18 protein-coding genes are annotated in these 19342 nt (G+C 69.4%); 17 read left to right on the top strand and 1 reads right to left on the bottom strand.

The features are described 5' to 3' along the window. Positions 1 to 101: 101 nt before the first annotated feature. From arc to prcA, 6 genes are all read left to right on the top strand, one after another. Positions 102 to 1868, top strand: coding sequence for a proteasome ATPase (gene arc / locus ACZ7DL_RS14930; RefSeq protein WP_470774481.1), 1767 nt, complete (start codon positions 102 to 104; stop codon positions 1866 to 1868). 232 nt (positions 1869 to 2100) lie between these two features. Beyond that, positions 2101 to 3612 (top strand): depupylase/deamidase Dop, encoded by a 1512-nt coding sequence (gene dop, locus ACZ7DL_RS14925; RefSeq protein ID WP_470774479.1) that lies wholly within the window; start codon positions 2101 to 2103, stop codon positions 3610 to 3612. Positions 3613 to 3784: 172 nt separating this feature from the next. Then, positions 3785 to 4003: a ubiquitin-like protein Pup gene (locus ACZ7DL_RS14920; RefSeq protein WP_470774477.1), complete on the top strand. Its 219-nt coding sequence runs from the start codon at positions 3785 to 3787 to the stop codon at positions 4001 to 4003. 46 nt (positions 4004 to 4049) lie between these two features. Continuing rightward, positions 4050 to 4643, top strand: coding sequence for an endonuclease VII domain-containing protein (locus ACZ7DL_RS14915; protein ID WP_470774475.1), 594 nt, complete (start codon positions 4050 to 4052; stop codon positions 4641 to 4643). Continuing rightward, complete coding sequence (prcB, locus tag ACZ7DL_RS14910) at positions 4595 to 5440, top strand: proteasome subunit beta (protein ID WP_470774473.1); 846 nt, start codon at positions 4595 to 4597, stop codon at positions 5438 to 5440. Before ACZ7DL_RS14915 ends, prcB begins: the two co-directional genes overlap by 49 nt. Before the next feature lie 60 nt (positions 5441 to 5500). Further along, on the top strand, positions 5501 to 6238 hold the full coding sequence (gene prcA, locus ACZ7DL_RS14905) for a proteasome subunit alpha (protein WP_470774471.1): 738 nt from the start codon (positions 5501 to 5503) through the stop codon (positions 6236 to 6238). A gap of 51 nt (positions 6239 to 6289) precedes the next feature. On the opposite strand, the gene ACZ7DL_RS14900 is transcribed toward prcA, so the two are convergent. After that, positions 6290 to 7309 carry a LacI family DNA-binding transcriptional regulator gene (locus ACZ7DL_RS14900; RefSeq protein WP_470774470.1) on the bottom strand — a complete coding sequence of 340 codons (1020 nt, stop codon included), beginning with the start codon at positions 7307 to 7309 and terminating at the stop codon, positions 6290 to 6292. A 134-nt stretch (positions 7310 to 7443) separates the two neighbouring features. Between ACZ7DL_RS14900 and ACZ7DL_RS14895 the strand changes: the two genes are divergently transcribed. From ACZ7DL_RS14895 to ACZ7DL_RS14845, 11 genes are all read left to right on the top strand, one after another. Continuing rightward, the gene (locus ACZ7DL_RS14895; RefSeq protein ID WP_470774469.1) at positions 7444 to 8703 is read left to right on the top strand and encodes an MFS transporter; all 1260 of its coding nucleotides are present in this window, start codon (positions 7444 to 7446) and stop codon (positions 8701 to 8703) included. 9 nt (positions 8704 to 8712) lie between these two features. After that, positions 8713 to 10074, top strand: coding sequence for a Pup--protein ligase (gene pafA, locus ACZ7DL_RS14890; RefSeq protein ID WP_470774468.1), 1362 nt, complete (start codon positions 8713 to 8715; stop codon positions 10072 to 10074). 143 nt (positions 10075 to 10217) lie between these two features. After that, a complete protein-coding gene (locus ACZ7DL_RS14885; RefSeq protein ID WP_470774466.1) occupies positions 10218 to 11216 on the top strand; it encodes an FKBP-type peptidyl-prolyl cis-trans isomerase in 999 nt (332 codons plus the stop codon). 87 nt (positions 11217 to 11303) lie between these two features. Further along, a complete protein-coding gene (locus tag ACZ7DL_RS14880) occupies positions 11304 to 11675 on the top strand; it encodes an FKBP-type peptidyl-prolyl cis-trans isomerase (protein WP_470774465.1) in 372 nt (123 codons plus the stop codon). A 148-nt stretch (positions 11676 to 11823) separates the two neighbouring features. Further along, positions 11824 to 12801, top strand: a complete 978-nt coding sequence (locus tag ACZ7DL_RS14875; RefSeq protein WP_470774464.1) for a helix-turn-helix transcriptional regulator — start codon at positions 11824 to 11826, stop codon at positions 12799 to 12801. 14 nt (positions 12802 to 12815) lie between these two features. Next, entirely contained in the window at positions 12816 to 13820 is a 1005-nt protein-coding gene (locus ACZ7DL_RS14870) for a helix-turn-helix transcriptional regulator (RefSeq protein ID WP_470774463.1), read from the top strand. A 182-nt stretch (positions 13821 to 14002) separates the two neighbouring features. Continuing rightward, complete coding sequence (locus tag ACZ7DL_RS14865; protein WP_470774581.1) at positions 14003 to 14263, top strand: hypothetical protein; 261 nt, start codon at positions 14003 to 14005, stop codon at positions 14261 to 14263. A 102-nt stretch (positions 14264 to 14365) separates the two neighbouring features. After that, the gene (locus tag ACZ7DL_RS14860; protein WP_470774462.1) at positions 14366 to 14560 is read left to right on the top strand and encodes a hypothetical protein; all 195 of its coding nucleotides are present in this window, start codon (positions 14366 to 14368) and stop codon (positions 14558 to 14560) included. A gap of 259 nt (positions 14561 to 14819) precedes the next feature. Then, positions 14820 to 15098, top strand: coding sequence for a Sec-independent protein translocase subunit TatA (tatA, locus tag ACZ7DL_RS14855; RefSeq protein WP_470774460.1), 279 nt, complete (start codon positions 14820 to 14822; stop codon positions 15096 to 15098). A 47-nt stretch (positions 15099 to 15145) separates the two neighbouring features. Beyond that, on the top strand, positions 15146 to 16096 hold the full coding sequence (gene tatC, locus ACZ7DL_RS14850) for a twin-arginine translocase subunit TatC (protein ID WP_470774458.1): 951 nt from the start codon (positions 15146 to 15148) through the stop codon (positions 16094 to 16096). 141 nt (positions 16097 to 16237) lie between these two features. After that, complete coding sequence (locus tag ACZ7DL_RS14845; RefSeq protein WP_470774456.1) at positions 16238 to 19090, top strand: DEAD/DEAH box helicase; 2853 nt, start codon at positions 16238 to 16240, stop codon at positions 19088 to 19090. Positions 19091 to 19342 lie beyond the last annotated feature (252 nt).

The following is a 19342-nucleotide window of genomic DNA, read 5'->3' as shown; positions in this document are numbered from 1 at the left end:
GACGACACACCTTGACAGTCATTGTGATCTAGGGGTTTCAATCGACACCCACCCAGGTAGGGTCTGGAAGCGTCCAGCTCCCCTTGGAGGAGGTGAGGACCGTGGCAGCCCACGACGACGACATGAACCGCGGCATCCGCCCGGGACGCGGGTCCGACGACCCGGCCGGGCAGATCGCCTACCTTGAGCAGGAGATCGCCGTCCTGCGCCGCAAGCTCGCCGACTCTCCGCGGCACACGAGGATTCTCGAAGAGCGGATCGTCGAGCTTCAGACCAACCTGGCCGGCGTGTCCGCCCAGAACGAACGACTGGCCAACACCCTCCGCGAGGCCCGCGACCAGATCGTGGCCCTCAAGGAAGAGGTCGACCGGCTCGCTCAGCCGCCGGCCGGCTTCGGTGTCTTCCTGCAGGCGAACGAGGACGGCACCGCCGACATCTTCACCGGCGGCCGCAAGCTCCGCGTGAACGTGAGCCCCAGCGTCGAGCTGGACGACCTCAGGCGCGGCCAGGAAGTCATGCTCAACGAGGCGCTCAACGTGGTCGAGGCCTTGGAGTTCGAGCGCGTCGGCGACATCGTCACCCTCAAGGAGATCCTCGAGGACGGCGAGCGCGCCCTCGTCCTCGGGCACACCGACGAAGAACGGGTGGTACGGCTCGCCGAGCCGCTGCTGGACGTCACCATCCGCGCCGGCGACGCCCTCCTGCTCGAACCCCGCTCCGGCTACGTCTACGAGGTCGTACCCAAGAGCGAGGTCGAGGAGCTCGTCCTCGAAGAGGTCCCCGACATCGGCTACGAGCAGATCGGCGGACTCGGCAACCAGATCGAGGCGATCCGCGACGCGGTCGAGCTGCCGTACCTCTACCCGGACCTGTTCAAAGAGCACGAGCTGCGCCCGCCCAAGGGCGTCCTGCTCTACGGCCCCCCCGGCTGTGGCAAGACGCTCATCGCCAAGGCCGTCGCGAACTCGCTGGCCAAGAAGGTCGCCGAGGTCACCGGCCAGGCCGCAGGCAAGAGCTTCTTCCTGAACATCAAGGGCCCCGAGCTGCTCAACAAGTACGTCGGCGAGACCGAGCGGCAGATCCGCCTGGTCTTCCAGCGTGCACGTGAGAAGGCCAGCGAGGGCACCCCCGTGATCGTCTTCTTCGACGAGATGGAGTCCCTCTTCCGCACCCGCGGCTCCGGCGTCAGCTCGGACGTGGAGAACACCATCGTCCCGCAGCTGCTCGCCGAGATCGACGGCGTCGAGGGCCTGCAGAACGTGGTCGTGATCGGCGCCTCCAACCGCGAGGACATGATCGACCCCGCCATCCTGCGCCCCGGCCGACTCGACGTGAAGATCAAGATCGAGCGTCCGGACGCCGAGGCGGCGAAGGACATCTTCGGCAAGTACCTCACCGAGCGCCTCCCGCTGCACGCCGACGACCTCGGCGAACACGGCGGCGACAAGGCCACCACCGTCCAGAGCATGATCCAGACGGCGGTCGAGCACATGTACACCGAATCCGAGGAGAACCGCTTCCTGGAGGTCACCTACGCCAACGGTGACAAGGAAGTCCTCTATTTCAAGGACTTCAACTCCGGCGCCATGATCGAAAACATCGTGGGCCGCGCCAAGAAGATGGCGATCAAGGACTTCCTGGAAAAGAGCCAAAAGGGCCTCCGCGTCTCCCACCTGCTCCAAGCCTGCGTGGACGAGTTCAAGGAGAACGAGGACCTGCCCAACACCACCAACCCGGACGACTGGGCCCGGATCTCCGGAAAGAAGGGCGAGCGGATCGTCTACATCCGTACGCTCATCACCGGAAAGCAGGGCGCGGACACCGGACGCTCCATCGACACGGTGGCGAACACCGGTCAGTACCTGTAACAGCAGGGCGGCTGCGGGTGCCCTCGACGGGTACCCGCAGCCGACTGTTTTCCGGGCCACGACCGGAGCAGCCAATGACGCAAATGATCTCCCCACCAGCGCAAAGGCGTTCTAGGCTCTTTCCTACCGCCGAGTCGCGCAGTGCGGGGACGGGCACCGCACACGCACCGGAGCGCCAGCGGTACTTGAGCGGCGCCCACGACCGAGGGCGCCGCCGGGCAAGGAGGGCCGCATGACCGTACGGCGAGTAATGGGCATCGAGACGGAGTACGGGATCTCCGTCCCCGGCCACCCCAACGCCAATGCCATGCTCACCTCGTCCCAGATCGTCAACGCCTACGCGGCGGCGATGCACCGGGCCCGCCGGGCCCGCTGGGACTTCGAGGAGGAGAACCCGCTGCGGGACGCGCGAGGCTTCGACCTCGCCCGAGAGGCCGCCGACGCCAGCCAGCTCACCGACGAGGACATCGGCCTGGCCAACGTGATCCTCACCAACGGCGCGCGCCTGTACGTCGACCACGCCCACCCCGAATACAGCGCCCCCGAGGTCACCAACCCCCGCGACGCCGTCCTCTGGGACAAGGCCGGCGAGCGGATCATGGCCGAGGCCGCCGAACGGGCCGCGCAGCTGCCGGGAGCCCAGCCCATCCACCTCTACAAGAACAACACCGACAACAAGGGCGCCTCCTACGGCACGCACGAGAACTACCTGATGAAGCGGGAGACCCCCTTCTCGGACATCGTGCGCCACCTCACGCCCTTCTTCGTCTCCCGGCAGGTCTTCGCCGGAGCGGGCCGCGTCGGCATCGGCCAGGACGGGCACGAGCACGGCTTCCAGATCAGCCAGCGCGCCGACTACTTCGAGGTCGAGGTCGGCCTGGAGACCACGCTGAAGCGCCCGATCATCAACACCCGCGACGAGCCGCACGCCGACGCCGAGAAGTACCGCCGGCTGCATGTGATCGTCGGCGACGCCAACCTCTCGGAGATCTCCACCTACCTCAAGCTGGGCACGACCGCCCTGGTCCTGTCCATGATCGAGGACGGCTTCATCGCCGTGGACCTCGCCGTCGACCAGCCCGTCCGCACCCTGCACCAGGTCTCCCACGACCCGTCCCTCAAGCGCCTGATCACCCTCCGCAGCGGACGCACACTCACCGCGGTCCAGCTCCAGATGGAGTACTTCGAACTGGCCCGCAAGTACGTCGAGGAACGCTTCGGCGCCGACGCCGACGACCAGACCAAGGACGTCCTCAGCCGCTGGGAGGACACCCTCACCCGGCTGGAGAACGACCCCATGAGTCTGGCCGGCGAACTGGACTGGGTCGCCAAGCGAGAGCTGATGGAGGGCTACCGCCGCCGCGACGGCCTCGACTGGGACGCCGCCCGGCTCCACCTGGTCGACCTCCAGTACGCCGACGTGCGCGCCGAGAAGGGCCTGTACAACCGCCTGGCGGCCCGCGGACGCATCAAGCGGCTGCTGGACGAGTCCGAGGTCGAGCAGGCCCGCACGAAGCCGCCGGAGGACACACGCGCCTACTTCCGCGGCCGCTGCCTGGAGCAGTACGCGGACGACGTCGCGGCCGCCTCCTGGGACTCTGTCATCTTCGACCTCCCCGGCCGCGACTCCCTCCAGCGCGTTCCAACCCTGGAACCGCTACGCGGAACGCGAAATCACGTCAAGGAGCTGCTGGACCGCTGCCGCACCGCGGAAGACCTGGTCAGGGTCCTGTCCGGCAGCTGAGAGCGACCAGCGGGTGCTCGTACCGCCCCGGGCGGCCAGGGTGGAAACCCCACCGCCCGGGAATCATCGAGGTGGCCCCCGCACGTTGAGGAAACTGCGGGGCCGATGTCGGACCCGGACTATAGGGTCTGATCATCACCGATCGGCAGGCGAACTGAGCGGGGTGAGGGTTATGGCAACCAAGGACACCGGCGGCGGACAGCAGAAGGCCACCCGGTCCACCGAGGAGGTCGAGGAGCAGGCGCAGGACGCGCAGGCCTCGGAGGAGCTCAAGGAACGACACGAGAAGCTGTCGGACGACGTGGACTCCGTGCTGGATGAGATCGACGATGTCCTCGAGGAAAATGCCGAGGATTTCGTGCGCTCATTCGTTCAGAAGGGTGGCCAGTAGGCGGCTTTCGCCTTCGAATCTAAGGTTCGGGGGCTCGGGGGTGTGAGTGAGCGACGAGGAGGGGTCGAAGCGCTGCTCGCGGTGCAAGCAGGTCAAACCGCGAGCGGCCTTCGCCGGTAACAGAGCGGCCCGCGACGGACTGCAGGCCTATTGTCGGACGTGCTGGGCTGCGTACCACCAGGCCCGGCAGCTGGCCAGGGGCAAAAACGTCCGTCCGCGAGTGGAGACGCCCGACGGGCACAAGCTTTGCCGGAGCTGCGGTGAGATCAAGCCGCACAGTGAGTGGCATCGCAACGCGACGGCTTCCGACGGCCTCTCCACGAGCTGTAAGGCCTGCCGTGCGGCCAAGGGGCGGGCAGGCCACCTGAAGCGTCAATACGGAATCACCGAAGCCGAGCGTGACGACTTGATCGCCTCCCAAGGGGGCGTCTGCTGTGTGTGCCTGACCGCCGTGCCCGCACATGTGGATCACTGCCATGAGACGGGTAGGGTCCGAGGCGTACTGTGCTTCAGCTGCAACGCTGCACTGGGGCAGTTCAAGGATCAGCCCGAGGTCATAAGGCGGGCTGCTGCATACGTGGAAGGAAACGCGTGGAAGCCAACACTCGTAGCACCGGGCGTCTACCAGCTGCCTTCCTGACGCCAGGATCCTCTTCGTTCATGGACTTCCTCGCCGAGCACCAGCCCGAGCTGTTGCCCGGCAACCGGCAGCTGCCGCCCACGCAGGGCGTGATCGAGGCGCCGCACGGGACGACGATCGTCGCCGTGACGTTCCCCGGGGGCGTGGTGCTCGCCGGTGACCGCAGGGCGACCATGGGCAATGTGATCGCTCAGCGGGACATCGAGAAGGTGTTCCCGGCGGACGAGTACTCGGCGGTGGGTATTGCCGGTACCGCCGGTCTGGCCGTGGAGATGGTCAAGCTCTTCCAGCTGGAGCTGGAGCACTTCGAGAAGGTCGAGGGTGCTCAGCTGTCGCTGGAGGGCAAGGCGAACCGGCTGTCGACCATGATCCGTTCCAACCTGGGCATGGCCATGCAGGGTCTGGCGGTGGTGCCCCTCTTCGCGGGGTACGACGTGGACCGTGAGAAGGGGCGCATCTTCTCCTACGACGTCACGGGCGGCCGTTCCGAGGAGCACAACTTCGCGGCGACGGGCTCCGGCTCGATCTTCGCGCGGGGTGCGATGAAGAAGCTGTTCCGGGACGACCTGTCCGAGGAGCAGGCCGCCACGCTGGTGGTGCAGGCCCTGTACGACGCGGCTGACGACGACTCGGCGACCGGTGGTCCCGATGTCGCCCGCCGGATCTACCCGATCATCACCGTGATCACCGAGGACGGTTTCCGCCGGCTCACCGATGAGGAGGCGTCGGAGCTCTCCCGCGCGGTGCTCCAGAGGCGGCTGGAGGAGCCGGACGGTCCGAAGGCCGCGCTGCTCTGAGCGCGCCCGGTTCTTCAGCAAGGTGATCCAGTGACCATGACAGAAAGGGACGGATAACCGGTGTCGACGCCGTTCTATGTCTCACCCCAGCAGGCCATGGCCGACCGGGCGGAGTACGCCCGGAAGGGCATCGCCCGTGGCCGCAGCCTGGTCGTGCTTCAGTACGCCGACGGCATCGTCTTCGTCGGCGAGAACCCGTCCCGTGCGCTGCACAAGTTCAGCGAGATCTACGACCGGATCGGTTTTGCCGCGGCCGGCAAGTACAACGAGTACGAGAACCTCCGCATCGGTGGTGTGCGCTACGCGGACCTGCGCGGGTACACCTACGACCGTGACGATGTGACCGCTCGTGGTCTCGCCAACGTCTATGCCCAGACGCTGGGCACGATCTTCTCCTCGGCGGCCGAGAAGCCGTACGAGGTGGAGCTGGTGGTCGCCGAGGTCGGGGAGACGCCTGAGGGCGATCAGATCTATCGGCTGCCGCATGACGGTTCGATCGTGGACGAGCACGGCTCGGTGGCGGTGGGCGGTAACGCCGAGCAGATCAGCAGCTTCCTGGACCAGCGTCACCAGGACGGCATGAGCCTCGCGGAGGCTCTGAAGCTGGCCGTGCAGGCCCTGTCCCGGGACACCAACGGCAGTGAGCGGGCGATCCCCGCAGAGCGCCTGGAGGTGGCCGTGCTGGACCGTACGCGCCCGCAGAAGCGGAAGTTCAAGCGCATCGTCGGCCGCCAGCTGGCCCGTTTGCTGGAGGCGGGCGGCGCGAGCACGGAAGCGGAGAGCTCCGAGGAGGAGTGATCCGTCGCCGCCCTGCGGTGCCCCGGCCGGATCTCCGGTCGGGGCACCGGGCTATCCGGGCGTGCCCGGTGGCGCCGTGGAGCCCCGGACGACGAGTTCCACGGGGATGTCCCCGCTCTCCGGCTCCCGGCCCTCCAGAACGGCCAGCAGGGCTCCCATGCCGCGCTCTCCGAAGAGCTCGGCGTCCAGTCGTACCGTTGTCAGTTCCGGGTCGATGGCGGTGGCCAGGGCGAGGTCGTCGAGGCCGGTGACGGAGACGTCGTCGGGGATGCGCAGGCCGAGTCGGCGCAGCGCCTTGTAGGCGCCGGCGGCGAGCTTGTCGTCGTCGCAGATCACCGCGGTGGGCCGGGGTCCGGGTGTGGTGAACGCGGTCTCGGTGGCGGCCAGTGCTCCGTCGATGGAGATCGGGGCTCGTGCGGTGTGGATCTCGGTGCCCGGTACGGCGGCCATGCGTGCCGCCAGTTCCCGTCCGCGGATTTCGAAGGTCCAGGACGGTACGTCCGCGGCGAGGTGGAGGACGCGGCGGTGGCCGAGGTCCAGCAGGTGTTCGGTGACCTGGCGGACGGCGTCGGGGATGTCCAGGTTCACGGTCGCGGCGCCGAGGCTGCCTGCGGGGTCGCTGTCGAGCATGACGAGGGGGAGTTGGTCGCCGCGGATCGCGGTGAGGGCGTCGGCGGCCATGGAGGAGGCGATGACGCCGTCGAGGGCGGCTTGTGCGGAGGCGAAGGGGTCGCGGGCGGGGCCGATGCCTTCGGGGGAGGGGTAGAGCACGACGCCGAAGCCGTGTTCGGCGGCCACGCGTGCGGCGCCGGTGTAGACGCCGGCGAAGAATTCCGTGGTCAGGGCGGGTACGACGAGCAGAACGGTGCGGGTGCGGCCGAGGCGTAGGTGGCGGGCGGCGAGGTTGGGGCGGTAGCCGAGGTCGCGTGCGGCTTCCCGGACGCGTTCGGCGGTGGTCTCGGACACTCGGCCGCGCCATTTGTCGCCCAGGACGAGGGAGACGGCGGCTTGGGAGACCCCGGCCGCCTGGGCGACGTCCCGGCTGGTCGGGCGCGTGCTGCTGCGTGCCACGGTGGGCCTGCTCCTCTTCTGCCGGTTGTCCGTCTGGACGTGTGAACAGCGCACATGGTACGTATGGATGGAGACGTTATACGTAACACTTCGGGCCGTCGCGGCGCCCCGGTGAGCCCCCGGGAGGGCAGGACATGGCCACGGGTTACCTGGAGATCCTGAAGGCGAGGTATGCGCTCCGGCTGCTCACGGGCACGCTGGTGGGCCGGCTGCCCAACGCCACCGCCGCCATCGCCCTCGTGCTCTTCGTGCGCGCCCAGGGCGGCACCTACAGCCTCGCGGGCGCTCTCGCCGCCGTGTACGGCGTGGCCAACGCCGTGGGTCAGCCGGTGCTGGGCCGGCTCGTGGATCTGTACGGCCAGCCGCGCATCCAGCTGCCCGCGGCCGTCCTGGCGGCCCTGTCGATGACCGTCTTCGCCTTCGCCGGCACCGACCCGCTGCCGCTCGCCTACGCGGCCGTCGCGGCGGCCGGTCTGTTCACCCCGCCCCTGGAGGGCGGCCTGCGCGCCCTGTGGCCGTCCGTGCTGCGCCGCGAGGAACAGGTGCACATCGCCTATGCCATGGACGCGGTCGCGCAGGAGATCATGTTCACCGTCGGGCCGCTGCTGGTGACCCTGTGCGTGTCCCTGTGGGACGAGCGCGCGGCCCTGCTGGTGCTGAACCTCCTGGGCGTGCTCGGCGCGCTCTGCGTGGTGCTCTCGCCGCCCTCGCGCGCGTGGCGCTCCGCGCCGCGTGAGGCCCACTGGCTGGGCGCGCTGCGCTCGCCGGGCCTGCTCGCCCTGCTGGCCGCCTTCCTGTTCATCGGTATCGCGCTGGGCTCCATCACGGTCGCGTCGGTCTCGTACGCCGACGGTCACGGGGGTGACGCGGTCTACGGCTGGCTGATGGCCGGGCTCGGTCTCGGTGCGCTCGTCGGCGGTACCGTCTACGGCGCCCGCCGGTGGGCCGGTGCGCCCGAGCGGCGACTGACGGTGCTGGTGGCCCTTCTGGCGGTGTGTTATCTGCCCCTGATGCTGGTGCCGGGCGCGGTCGCCATGGTGCTGCTCAGTGTGGTCTCCGGCGTGTTTCTGGCGCCCTGCATCGCCTGCGCGTTCATCATCGTGGACCGGCACGCGCCGAGCGGGACGGTCACCGAGGCTTTCTCCTGGCTTGTGACGACGTTCACGGTGGGTGCCTCGGTCGGAACGGGCCTGGCGGGGCCGGTGGTCCAGGCCGGTGGAACCCTGTGGGGCTTTGCCCTGCCGGGGGTGGCCGGAGCCGTGTCGTTGCTGGTCCTGCTGGCCACCGGACGGGTCCTCGCAGCTCCCGCGCGGGGCGGGGTCGTTGCGGCTTCATCGGAAAATGATCCAAATCGTGCTGCCGAACCCCGTTTCAGCTCGGGGGATCGGGCGTAATGTTCCCTCATGGACCGCCGCATTTTCGGGCTGGAGAACGAGTACGGCGTCACGTGCACGTTCAGGGGACAGCGGCGCCTGTCTCCTGACGAGGTGGCGCGGTACCTCTTCCGCCGTGTCGTGTCATGGGGCCGCAGCAGCAATGTCTTTCTGCGAAACGGCGCCCGGCTCTACCTCGACGTGGGCTCACATCCGGAATACGCGACCCCCGAATGTGACAACGTGATCGAACTGGTCACCCACGACAAGGCCGGCGAGCGCATTCTCGAAGGACTCCTGGTGGACGCGGAACGACGCCTGCACGAGGAGGGAATCGCAGGCGACGTCTACCTCTTCAAGAACAACACCGACTCGGCGGGCAACTCCTACGGCTGCCACGAGAACTACCTCGTGGCCCGGCACGGGGAGTTCTCCCGGCTCGCGGACATCCTCATTCCGTTCCTGGTCACCCGGCAGCTGCTGTGCGGCGCCGGCAAGGTGCTCCAGACGCCGCGCGGTGCCGTCTACTGCGTCAGCCAGCGCGCGGAGCACATCTGGGAGGGCGTCTCCTCGGCGACGACGCGCTCCCGGCCCATCATCAACACCCGCGACGAACCCCATGCGGACGCCGAGCGCTACCGCAGGCTGCATGTCATCGTCGGCGACTCCAACATGTCGGAGACGACGATGCTGCTCAAGGTCGGTGCCACCGATCTGGTGCTGCGCATGATCGAGGCCGGCACAGTGATGCGCGACCTCACTCTGGAGAACCCGATCCGGGCGATCCGCGAGGTCAGTCACGACATCACCGGCCGGCGCAAGGTGCGCCTGGCCAGCGGCCGGGAGGCCTCCGCGCTGGAGGTGCAGCGCGAGTACTTCGACAAGGCCCTGGACTTCTGCGAGCGCCGGGGCATCAACACCGGCATCGTCGCCCAGGTGCTGGAGCTGTGGGGCCGCACACTCGAGGCGATCGAGAACGAGGAACTCGACCGCATCGAGACCGAGATCGACTGGGTCATGAAGTACAAGCTCATCGAGCGGTACCGGGCCAAGCACAACATGACGATGTCGCACCCGCGGGTCGCCCAGATAGACCTCGCCTACCACGACATCCACCGCCGTCGTGGGCTGTACTACCTGCTGGAGAAGAAGGGCCAAGCCACCCGGGTCTGCAACGACTTGAAGATCTTCGAGGGCAAGTCGGTTCCGCCGCAGACCACTCGGGCCCGGCTGCGCGGCGACTTCATCCGCCGGGCGCAGGAGCAGCGCAGGGACTTCACGGTCGACTGGGTGCACCTCAAGCTCAACGACCAGGCCCAGCGCACCGTCTTGTGCAAGGACCCGTTCCGTTCGGTGGACGACCGGGTGGAGAAGCTGATCGCCGGAATGTAGCGAAAAGCGCGGAAGTCAAGCGTTCGGGTACCGAAATGCCGGAACGCCACACGGGCGTCGTACGTTTCCCGTACGGCGCCCTTCTCGCGTCGTAGAGTTGCGCGCACGCCATCCGCAAGATCGACCGATTACGAGGCTCTTCCGTGCGCCGACGCTCACTTCTCCTCGCCGCCGTTCCCGCAGGACTGGTCACGCTCGCCGGCTGCGGTGACGACAAGTCCGACGCAAGCAGGAAGGGTGCCTCGCCGTCGGCGTCCTCCGCGCCCCCGCCCAAGATCGTGGACGGGCCGCTGCCGGCGATCACGGGGGGCACGAAGTTCGGTGAGAAGCCGACCGTCGCCAAGGGCTCGGGCGAGCCGTCGAAGAACCTCGCCGTCAAGACGGTGATCGCGGGTGGCGGCCGCACGATCGCGGAGAACGACTTCATCCAGGCGAACTATCTGGGCCAGATCTGGAGCACCGCGAAGGTCTTCGACAACTCCTACGACCGCCACCGCCCGCTGGTCATGCAGCTCGCCCGGGGCAGCATCATCGACGGCTGGCGGTACGCCCTGGCGGGCAAGAAGACCGGCAGCCGCGTCGAGATCGCCGTCCCGCCGGAGCTGGGCTACGGCAAGGAGGGCAATGCGCAGGCGGGCATCAAGGGCACCGACACCCTGGTGTTCGTCATCGACCTGATCGAATCCTTCAACTCCAAGAGCTCCGCCAAGGGCAAGCCGGTCCCGCAGAGCGGTGCCGCGCTGCCGAAGGTGGCCGTCAACACCGACGGCCAGGTGCCGAAGGTGACCGTCCCCAAGACGGATCCGCCGAAGAAGCTCGTGTCGGAGTACGTCCTGGAGGGCGACGGGCCCGAGCTGAAGGCCGACCAGACGGTGCTGTGCCAGTTCCAGGGCCTGGTCTGGGAGGGCGGCAAGACCTTTCAGCGGACGTACGGCTCGGGCCGGCTGAGCCAGTTCGCGCTGGAGCAGATGCAGCAGGCGGTCAAGGGCCTCGCGCAGGGCCTGACCGGCAAAAAGGTCGGCAGCCGGGTTCTGATCGTGGTCCCGCCGGAGCTGGGCTACGGGGACAACCCGCCGAGCGGCGGGGTCATCAAGAAGGGCTCCACTCTCGTGTTCACGGTGGACATCCTCGCGGCGATGTAGCGCCCGGGACGCCCGAGGCGGGCGGGAGAGCTGCGGAGATGAAAGACTGTCCGCGTTTCGTGTCGTACACAAGCAGGAGCTTTTGACGTGAGCATCGAGAAGCCCGAGATCGACTTCCCGGGCGGCGAGCCCCCGGCGGACCTCGAGATCAAGGACATCTGGGAGGGGGACGGGCCGGTCGCGCAGGCGGGCCAGAACGTCACCGTCCACTACGTCGGCGTCGCATTCAGCACCGGCGAGGAGTTCGACGCCAGCTGGAACCGTGGCACCCCGTTCCGCTTCCCGCTGGGCGGCGGCCGGGTCATCAAGGGCTGGGACCTCGGCGTGCAGGGCATGAAGGTCGGCGGCCGTCGCCAGCTGACCATCCCCGCCCACCTCGCCTACGGCAACCAGAGCCCGACTCCGGCGATCAAGCCCGGCGAGACCCTCATCTTCGTGGTCGACCTGCTCGGCGTCTGATGAACGCCTGATCGGCCGGCCGGATCCGACCGGATCCGATCACCTGGGGCCCATGCCTGCTCGGGCATGGGCCCTCGGCTTTTGTCACCGCCCCGCGGAGCGGTACGGTCATCGGTCGGAAGCACAATAGGGAAGGCGAAGGGCGTCGATGGCCATTGCCAAGGCCGAGCGGCTGATGAACCTCGCGCTGTGTCTGCTCGGCACACGCCGGCCGCTCAGCAAGCGCGAGCTGCGCGATTCCATCGAGGCGTACCGCGAGGCCGCCAGGTCGGAGAGGGGCGTGGCGGGCAGCGAGGACTCCTTCAACCGGATGTTCGAACGGGACAAGGACGACCTGCGCGAGCTGGGCCTGGTCATCGCCACCGTCGAGAACCTCGACGGCGAGGTCGGCTACCTCGCCCGCCGCGACAGCAACCGCCTGCCCCCCATCACGCTGGACGCCGAGGAGGCCGCCGCCCTCGGTCTGGCCGCCAAAGTCTGGCAGCAGGCCCGCCTGGCCGGCGCCGCCAGCGGGGCCCTCCAGAAGCTGCGCGCCGCGGGGCTGCCCGAGGACGTCGACCCCTACGAGGCGCACAGCGCCCTGGAGCCGCGCATCCCGGTGCACGAGGCCGCCTTCGAGCCGCTGATGCTGGCCTGCCGCGACCGCCGCCCGGTCGTCTTCGACTACCGCAAGGCATCCGCCGCCCGCCCCGAGCCCCGGCATGTCGAGCCGTGGGCGCTGGAGTGCTGGCGCGGCCACTGGTACCTGGCCGGCTTCGACCGCGACCGGGGGGCCGAGCGTGTCTTCCGGCTCTCCCGGATCACCGGCAGGGTCCGCTCGCGCGGCACGGGGTTCACCGCGCCCGTGCCGGACGTCGTCACCGTGCGTGAGACCGTCGCCGGCTGGGCCGGCGAGATCGCCGACGGCACGGCGCTGATCCGGCTGCGCTCCGGCTCCGGTTACCCCCTTCGGGCGAAGGCCACCAGGGTCCGGGAACTCGGCGACGGCTGGGACGAGTTGGAGATTCCGTACGGGCACGGCCTGGACGCCTGGCTGGTGGAGTTCGGGCCGGACGTGGTGGTCCTGGAACCGGCCGAGCTGCGGGCCGACGTGGTGGACCGGCTGCGTGCCGTGGCCAAGGGCTGAGGGGGAGCAGGACTGTGGCAGGCAAACCGGCCAGGACCGTCAACGCGATCGACCAGACCCGGCGGATGCTCTCCCTGGTGACCTACCTGAGGGAGCGCCCCGGCGCCCGGATCGCCGATGTCGCGCGCGCCTTCGGCATCACCGAGGACGAGCTGGTCGCCGACCTCGATCTGCTGCCCATGTGCGGTACCAGCTTCCGCGGCGGCGACCTGCTGGACATCGACACGGACGGCGAGCGGATCTGGTGGCACAACCCGGCCGCGCTCGGCGAGGAGGCGGCCGAACCGCTCCGGCTCGCCGCCGACGAGGCCACCGCCCTGCTGGTCGCCGCCCGAGCCGTCGCCACCCTGCCCGGCCTGCGGGAGAGCGACCGCCAGGCGCTGCTGCGGGCCACCGCCAAGGTGGAGGCCGCGGCCGGCGAGGCCGCCGGTGCCAGCTCCCGGCTGTCGGTGACCTTCGAGTCCGAGGGCGGTGTCTTCGCCGACGTCGACCGGGCGATCTCCGAGCGCCGCCGGCTGTGGATCCGCTACTACTCCCCGGCCCGCGACGAGGTCACCGAGCGCGAGATCGACCCGATCCGGCTGGTCAGCGTCGGCCACACCTACGTGGAGGCCTGGTGCCGCCGCTCCGAGGCCCGGCGCACCTTCCGGCTCGACCGGGTCGCCGAGATCAAAGTCCTGGACGCGCCCGCGGCTCCGCCCGAGATAGAGCTGCGCGACCTCTCCGAGGCACTGGTGCAGCCGGCCGCCGAGGACCCGGAGGTCGTGGTGGAGGTCGGCCCCGGCGGCCGCTGGGTCGCCGAGTACTACCCGCACGACAGCGCCGATGAGCTTCCCGACGGCGGGCTGCGTATCACTCTGCGCACCCCCGATCCGGCCTCCCTGCGCCGGCTGGCGCTGCGGCTCGGCCGCGACGGCCGGATCGTCTCGCCGCCGGAGCTGGCCGAGAGCGCCCGCCGGGCGGCGGCGGAGGCACTGGCGGCGTACGACACGGCGAGGCAGGCAAGCTCCGGGCAGTGAGGCGCCCCGAAGGGGCGCGGGGCTGTGTCCCCTGTGCGGCTCTGCCGCGGGGGCGCGACCGGCCGCGACGGCGCGGCAGGCGCCGGACGGCAGACCGTGGCCCTTCCAGCGGCGCGCTTGGCGAACGACCAGAAGAAGGAGCGAGGGCTGTGAGCGAGTCTCCGGAGTCGGTTGCGGGCGAGATGTCGGTGGCGACCGCCTTCGCCGGGATGCGGAGAGTGGTCCCGGTGGTGTTCCGGGCGGGCTGCCCGGACTGCCGGGGCCGCTTCGAGCTCGCCGCGAGCGCGCTGCGCCTTGCCATCGGCGCCACCAGCCGGACGACGTTCTACTCCTTCACCTGCCCCGACTGCGGCGCCGCGGTCCGCAAGCCCGCCGGCGAGCGGATCGTCGAACTGCTCAGCGGAGGCGGGGTCAGGACCCTGCGGCTGCACTCCACGGTGTAGCCGGCGTCAGGACCCTCGGGCCGCACTTCACGGGGTAGCCGGCCGCGTGCCGGGGTGCGGCCGGCTGCGGTCGGTGCCGGCGGACGGTCTAGGCTCGACGTCATGTTCTGGCCGATGTTCGCGGTAGCCGTGGGTTTCCTGGGTCTCGCCGTCCTGGGGGTGCTCGCCGTCCGGGTGTTCTTGGAGGCGCGGCGCCTCGGGCAGCAGGTCGCGGAGTCCGCCCGCCGTATCAACAGGGCCGCCGAGGATCTGGAGCGGGCGGCCGTGAGCGCGGCCCGGGCCGTGGACTCTGTGTAAGCCCGGGTAAGGAAACGCTGTGAGTGCCGGGGCCGATGCGTTTTGGGCCACTTCGCCCTGTCACCGAGTCGGTCCTGGAAGGTACGCTGCTGGTCGCGGTGCGGAGAACGAGGCCCGCACCGTGGACCGGGAGTACGCACGGGGATTGCCTCACGTTCACCCCTCGGCGTTACGATCGCTGCCAGCACGACCATCGGACGCATGTCCGACTGGTCGGACAGCACCCCACCCAGCCGCCTCGGTGAGAAGGTAAAGACTTATGTTCGGAAGGCTTGGCCCGCTCGAGATCACTCTGATTCTCGTCATTATTCTGCTGCTCTTCGGCGCTAAGAAGCTTCCCGACATGGCTCGCTCGCTGGGTAAGTCCGCGCGCATCCTCAAGAGCGAGGCCAAGGCGATGAAGGAGGAGAGCAACGCCTCCGCCCAGGCGCCCGGCTCCAACGAGCAGCCTCCGGCCCAGCGCACCATCCAGGCGGCCCCCGGTGATGTGACCAGCTCGCGGCCGGTCAACGAGCCGACGGACACCACCCAGCGCTGACGCAGGGCCGGAAAGCCCCGGCCCACCGCACGAGATGAGGACGTGGGTTGCTCAAGCCTGCCCGCAAGAAGGAGAAGGATCCCGAGGGGCGGATGCCCCTTGCGGATCATCTTCGTGAGCTCCGCAACCGGCTCGCGAAGGCGTTGCTGGCCATCGTCGTCGTGACGGTCGTCGCCGCCTTCTTCTACAACGACATCATCAACTTCCTGACGAGGCCCATCCTCGACTCGATCGGTTGCCCGGAGACGTTCGAAGAGCTGGCGAAGGCCAGCGGCAAGCACCAGTGCGCGGAGATCACGATCAACGGTCTCCTCGCCCCGTTCACGCTGGCCCTCCAGGTCTCGCTGATGGCCGGCGTGGTGATCGCGTCTCCGCTCTGGCTCTTCCAGCTGTGGGCGTTCGTCGCGCCGGGTCTGCACCGGCACGAGAAGAAGTACGCCTACGCCTTCGTCTTCACGGGTGCCCCCCTGTTCTTCGCGGGTGCTTACTTCGCGTACGCGGTGCTGCCCACCACCGCGAAGGTGCTGCTCGACTTCACCCCGAACGGGTCCATCAGGAACTTCCTGCCGCTCGACGACCTGCTCCAGCTGGTCACCCGCATGGTGATCGTCTTCGGCCTCTCCTTCGAGCTGCCGCTGCTGCTGATCATGCTGAATCTCACCGGGGTGCTGACCGGCAGGCGCATGCTGGGCTGGTGGCGCGGGATGATCCTGGGCATCACGGTCTTCGCGGCCGTGGCCACGCCGAGCACCGACCCGCTGTCCATGCTGGCCCTCGCCGGGCCGATCTGGGTGCTGTACTTCGCCGCGACCGGCTTCTCGCTCCTCAACGACAAGCGCCGGCACCGCCGCGAGGCCGCGGGCCCCGCCGACGACGAGGCCTCCGAGCTGGACCTCACGCCCGATGACATCGGCGATGTGGAGCCGGTCCCGGCCAGCCGGGCGCTGCCCGAGCAGGTGAGCACGGACCGGGTCAACGGCTACGACGACGTGACCTGATCCGGCTACCCGGCCGCCGCGCGATGCCCCCGCTCCCTGAGGACGGGGGCATCCGTCGTTCCGCCGCCCTTGGCCCGCTTCCCTGTCTCTGCCGTCGCGCCTGTGCCGTTGCGCCCTCGGGCAGGCCCCACGATCCGGATAATGATCGTCGCGTTGTCAGTGGCGCCCGGTACGCTCGAAAGTACGATGACAGAGGATCTCTCACCGGCCGAGCGGTACGCGGCAGCCCGCAGGCGGGCAGCCGAGCAGGCCACCGCGCTCGCCTCCTTCCGCGAGATGTACGACTTCGGCCTCGACCCCTTCCAGATCGAGGCCTGCCAGGCGCTCGAAACGGGGAAGGGTGTGCTGGTGGCCGCCCCCACCGGCTCGGGCAAGACGATCGTGGGCGAGTTCGCCGTCCACCTCGCCCTCGCGCAGGGCAAGAAGTGCTTCTACACGACACCCATCAAGGCGCTGTCGAACCAGAAGTACGCCGACCTGTGCCGCCGCTACGGCATAGCGAAGGTGGGCCTGCTCACCGGCGACAACAGCGTGAACTCCGACGCCCCGGTGGTCGTGATGACCACCGAGGTGCTGCGGAACATGCTCTACGCCGGCTCGCAGACCCTCCTCGGCCTCGGCTATGTGGTCATGGACGAGGTGCACTACCTCTCCGACCGCTTCCGCGGCGCCGTCTGGGAGGAGGTGATCATTCACCTGCCCGAGTCGGTGACCCTGGTCTCGCTCTCCGCGACCGTGTCCAACGCGGAGGAGTTCGGTGACTGGCTGGACACCGTCCGCGGCGACACCGAGGTGATCGTCTCCGAGCACCGGCCCGTGCCGCTGTTCCAGCACGTCCTCGCCGGGCGCCGGATGTACGACCTGTTCGAGGAGGGCGAGGGCCACAGGAAGGCCGTCAACCCCGACCTGGTCCGGCTGGCCCGCATGGAGGCCACCCGGCCGTCGTACCAGGACCGCCGGCGCGGCCGGGCGATGCGCGAGGCCGACCGGGAGCGGGAGCGCAGACAGCGCTCGCGCGTGTGGACCCCGGGCCGTCCCGAGGTCATCGAGCGGCTGGACTCCGAGGGCCTGCTGCCCGCGATCACCTTCATCTTCAGCCGCGCCGCGTGCGAGGCCGCCGTCCAGCAGTGCCTGTACGCGGGCCTCAGGCTCAACGACGAGGAGGCGCGGGAAAAGGTCCGTGCCCTGGTCGAGGAGCGCACCGCCCACATCGCGCCCGAGGACCTGCACGTCCTCGGCTACTACGAGTGGCTGGAGGGCCTGGAGCGCGGCATCGCCGCCCACCACGCGGGCATGCTGCCGACCTTCAAGGAGGTCGTGGAGGAGCTGTTCCTGCGCGGCCTGGTCAAGGCCGTGTTCGCCACCGAGACCCTCGCACTGGGCATCAACATGCCCGCCCGCTCGGTGGTGCTGGAGAAGCTCGTCAAGTGGAACGGCGAACAGCACGCCGACATCACACCCGGCGAGTACACCCAGCTGACCGGCCGCGCGGGCCGCCGGGGCATCGACGTCGAGGGCCACGCGGTCGTGCTGTGGCAGCGCGGTATGAGCCCCGAGCACCTCGCCGGTCTCGCGGGCACGCGCACGTATCCGCTGCGCTCCAGCTTCAAGCCGTCGTACAACATGGCGGTGAACCTGGTCGAGCAGTTCGGCCGGCACCGCTCGCGTGAGCTGCTGGAGACCTCCTTCGCGCAGTTCCAGGCCGACAAGTCGGTCGTCGGGATCTCCCGGCAGGTGCAGCGCAACGAGGAGGGGCTGGCCGGCTACAAGGCCTCGATGACCTGCCACCTCGGTGACTTCGAGGAGTACGCGCGGCTGCGCCGTGAGCTGAAGGACCGGGAGACGGAGCTGGCCCGGCAGGGCGCCGCCGAGCGCCGCGCCGAGGCCGCCGTCGCCCTGGAGAGGCTGAAGCCGGGCGACGTCATCCACGTCCCCACGGGCAAGTACGCGGGGCTGGCCCTGGTCCTCGACCCCGGTCTGCCCGCCGGGCGCTCCAACGGCCACCGCGGGTTCGACCACTACGACGGCCCGCGCCCGCTGGTGCTGACCGCGGAGCGCCAGGTCAAGCGGCTGGCGTCGATGGACTTCCCGGTGCCGGTCGAGCCGCTGGACCGGATGCGGATCCCCAAGAGCTTCAACCCGCGCTCGCCGCAGTCCCGCCGGGACCTCGCCTCCGCGCTGCGCACCAAGGCCGGGCACATCCCGCCGGAGCGGGCGCGCAAGAAGCGGTCCCAGGCCGCCGACGACCGCGAGATCGCCCGGCTGCGGACCGCCATCCGGGCGCACCCCTGCCATGGGTGCAACGACCGCGAGGACCACGCCCGGTGGGCCGAGCGCTACCACCGGCTGCTGCGTGACACCTCGCAGTTGGAGCGGCGCATCGAGGGCCGTACGAACACGATCGCGCGGACCTTCGACCGGATCGTGGCCCTGCTGACCGAGCTGGACTATCTGCGCGGTGACGAGGTCACCGAGCACGGCAAGCGGCTCGCGCGGCTGTACGGCGAGCTGGACCTGCTGGCCAGCGAGTGTCTGCGTGAGCGGGTCTGGGAGGGGCTGTCCGCTGCCGAACTCGCCGCGTGTGTCTCGGCGTTGGTGTACGAGGCGCGGGTCGGCGACGACGCGATGGCGCCGAAGCTGCCCTCCGGCAAGGCCAAGGCCGCGCTCGGTGAGATGGTCCGGATCTGGGGCCGGCTCGACGCTCTGGAGGAGGACTTCCGGATCAGCCAGACCGAGGGTGTCGGCCAGCGGGAGCCGGATCTCGGCTTCGCCTGGGCCGCGTACATGTGGGCGTCGGGCAACGCGCTCGACGAGGTGCTGCGCGAGGCGGACATGCCCGCCGGTGACTTCGTGCGGTGGTGCAAGCAGGTCATCGATGTGCTCGGGCAGATCTCCGCGGCGGCTCCCGCGGAGGGTTCCACCGTGGCGAAGGCCGCGCGGAAGGCCGTGGACCAGTTGCTGCGGGGTGTGGTCGCCTACTCGTCGGTGGGCTGACCCGCCGGGTGGGCGGGTGCGGGTCGATCCGGCTTCCCCGCGCCCCGTGAGGCCGGCTGTGGCCGGCCATGTCGCAAGGGCCCGGACCGTCTTCGCCAGGCGGTCCGGGCCCTGCGGCCGTTGAAGGCGGTCACGGCGTAGGGAACGGCGGCCGGGGCCGGCGAGGTGTGGCCCCGGTTCCTTTTTCACTCTTCACGGTGAGTGACTTTCGCACGCCTGTCCGCCGTTACCGAACGTGTTCGATTGAAGGCG

This window comes from Streptomyces sp. NPDC036984 (assembly GCF_055607665.1).
This window is presented reverse-complemented; position numbering and strand designations above follow the sequence as displayed.

Coding starts and splice junctions, on each gene's coding strand:
- ACZ7DL_RS14865 (WP_470774581.1), top strand. CDS start 14,003: ATGTCGGTGGCGACCGCCTTCGCCGGGATGCGGAGAGTGGTCCCGGTG.
- ACZ7DL_RS14920 (WP_470774477.1), top strand. CDS start 3,785: ATGGCAACCAAGGACACCGGCGGCGGACAGCAGAAGGCCACCCGGTCC.
- ACZ7DL_RS14845 (WP_470774456.1), top strand. CDS start 16,238: ATGATCGTCGCGTTGTCAGTGGCGCCCGGTACGCTCGAAAGTACGATG.
- pafA (WP_470774468.1), top strand. CDS start 8,713: ATGGACCGCCGCATTTTCGGGCTGGAGAACGAGTACGGCGTCACGTGC.
- ACZ7DL_RS14895 (WP_470774469.1), top strand. CDS start 7,444: ATGGCCACGGGTTACCTGGAGATCCTGAAGGCGAGGTATGCGCTCCGG.
- ACZ7DL_RS14875 (WP_470774464.1), top strand. CDS start 11,824: ATGGCCATTGCCAAGGCCGAGCGGCTGATGAACCTCGCGCTGTGTCTG.
- dop (WP_470774479.1), top strand. CDS start 2,101: ATGACCGTACGGCGAGTAATGGGCATCGAGACGGAGTACGGGATCTCC.
- tatA (WP_470774460.1), top strand. CDS start 14,820: ATGTTCGGAAGGCTTGGCCCGCTCGAGATCACTCTGATTCTCGTCATT.
- ACZ7DL_RS14860 (WP_470774462.1), top strand. CDS start 14,366: ATGTTCTGGCCGATGTTCGCGGTAGCCGTGGGTTTCCTGGGTCTCGCC.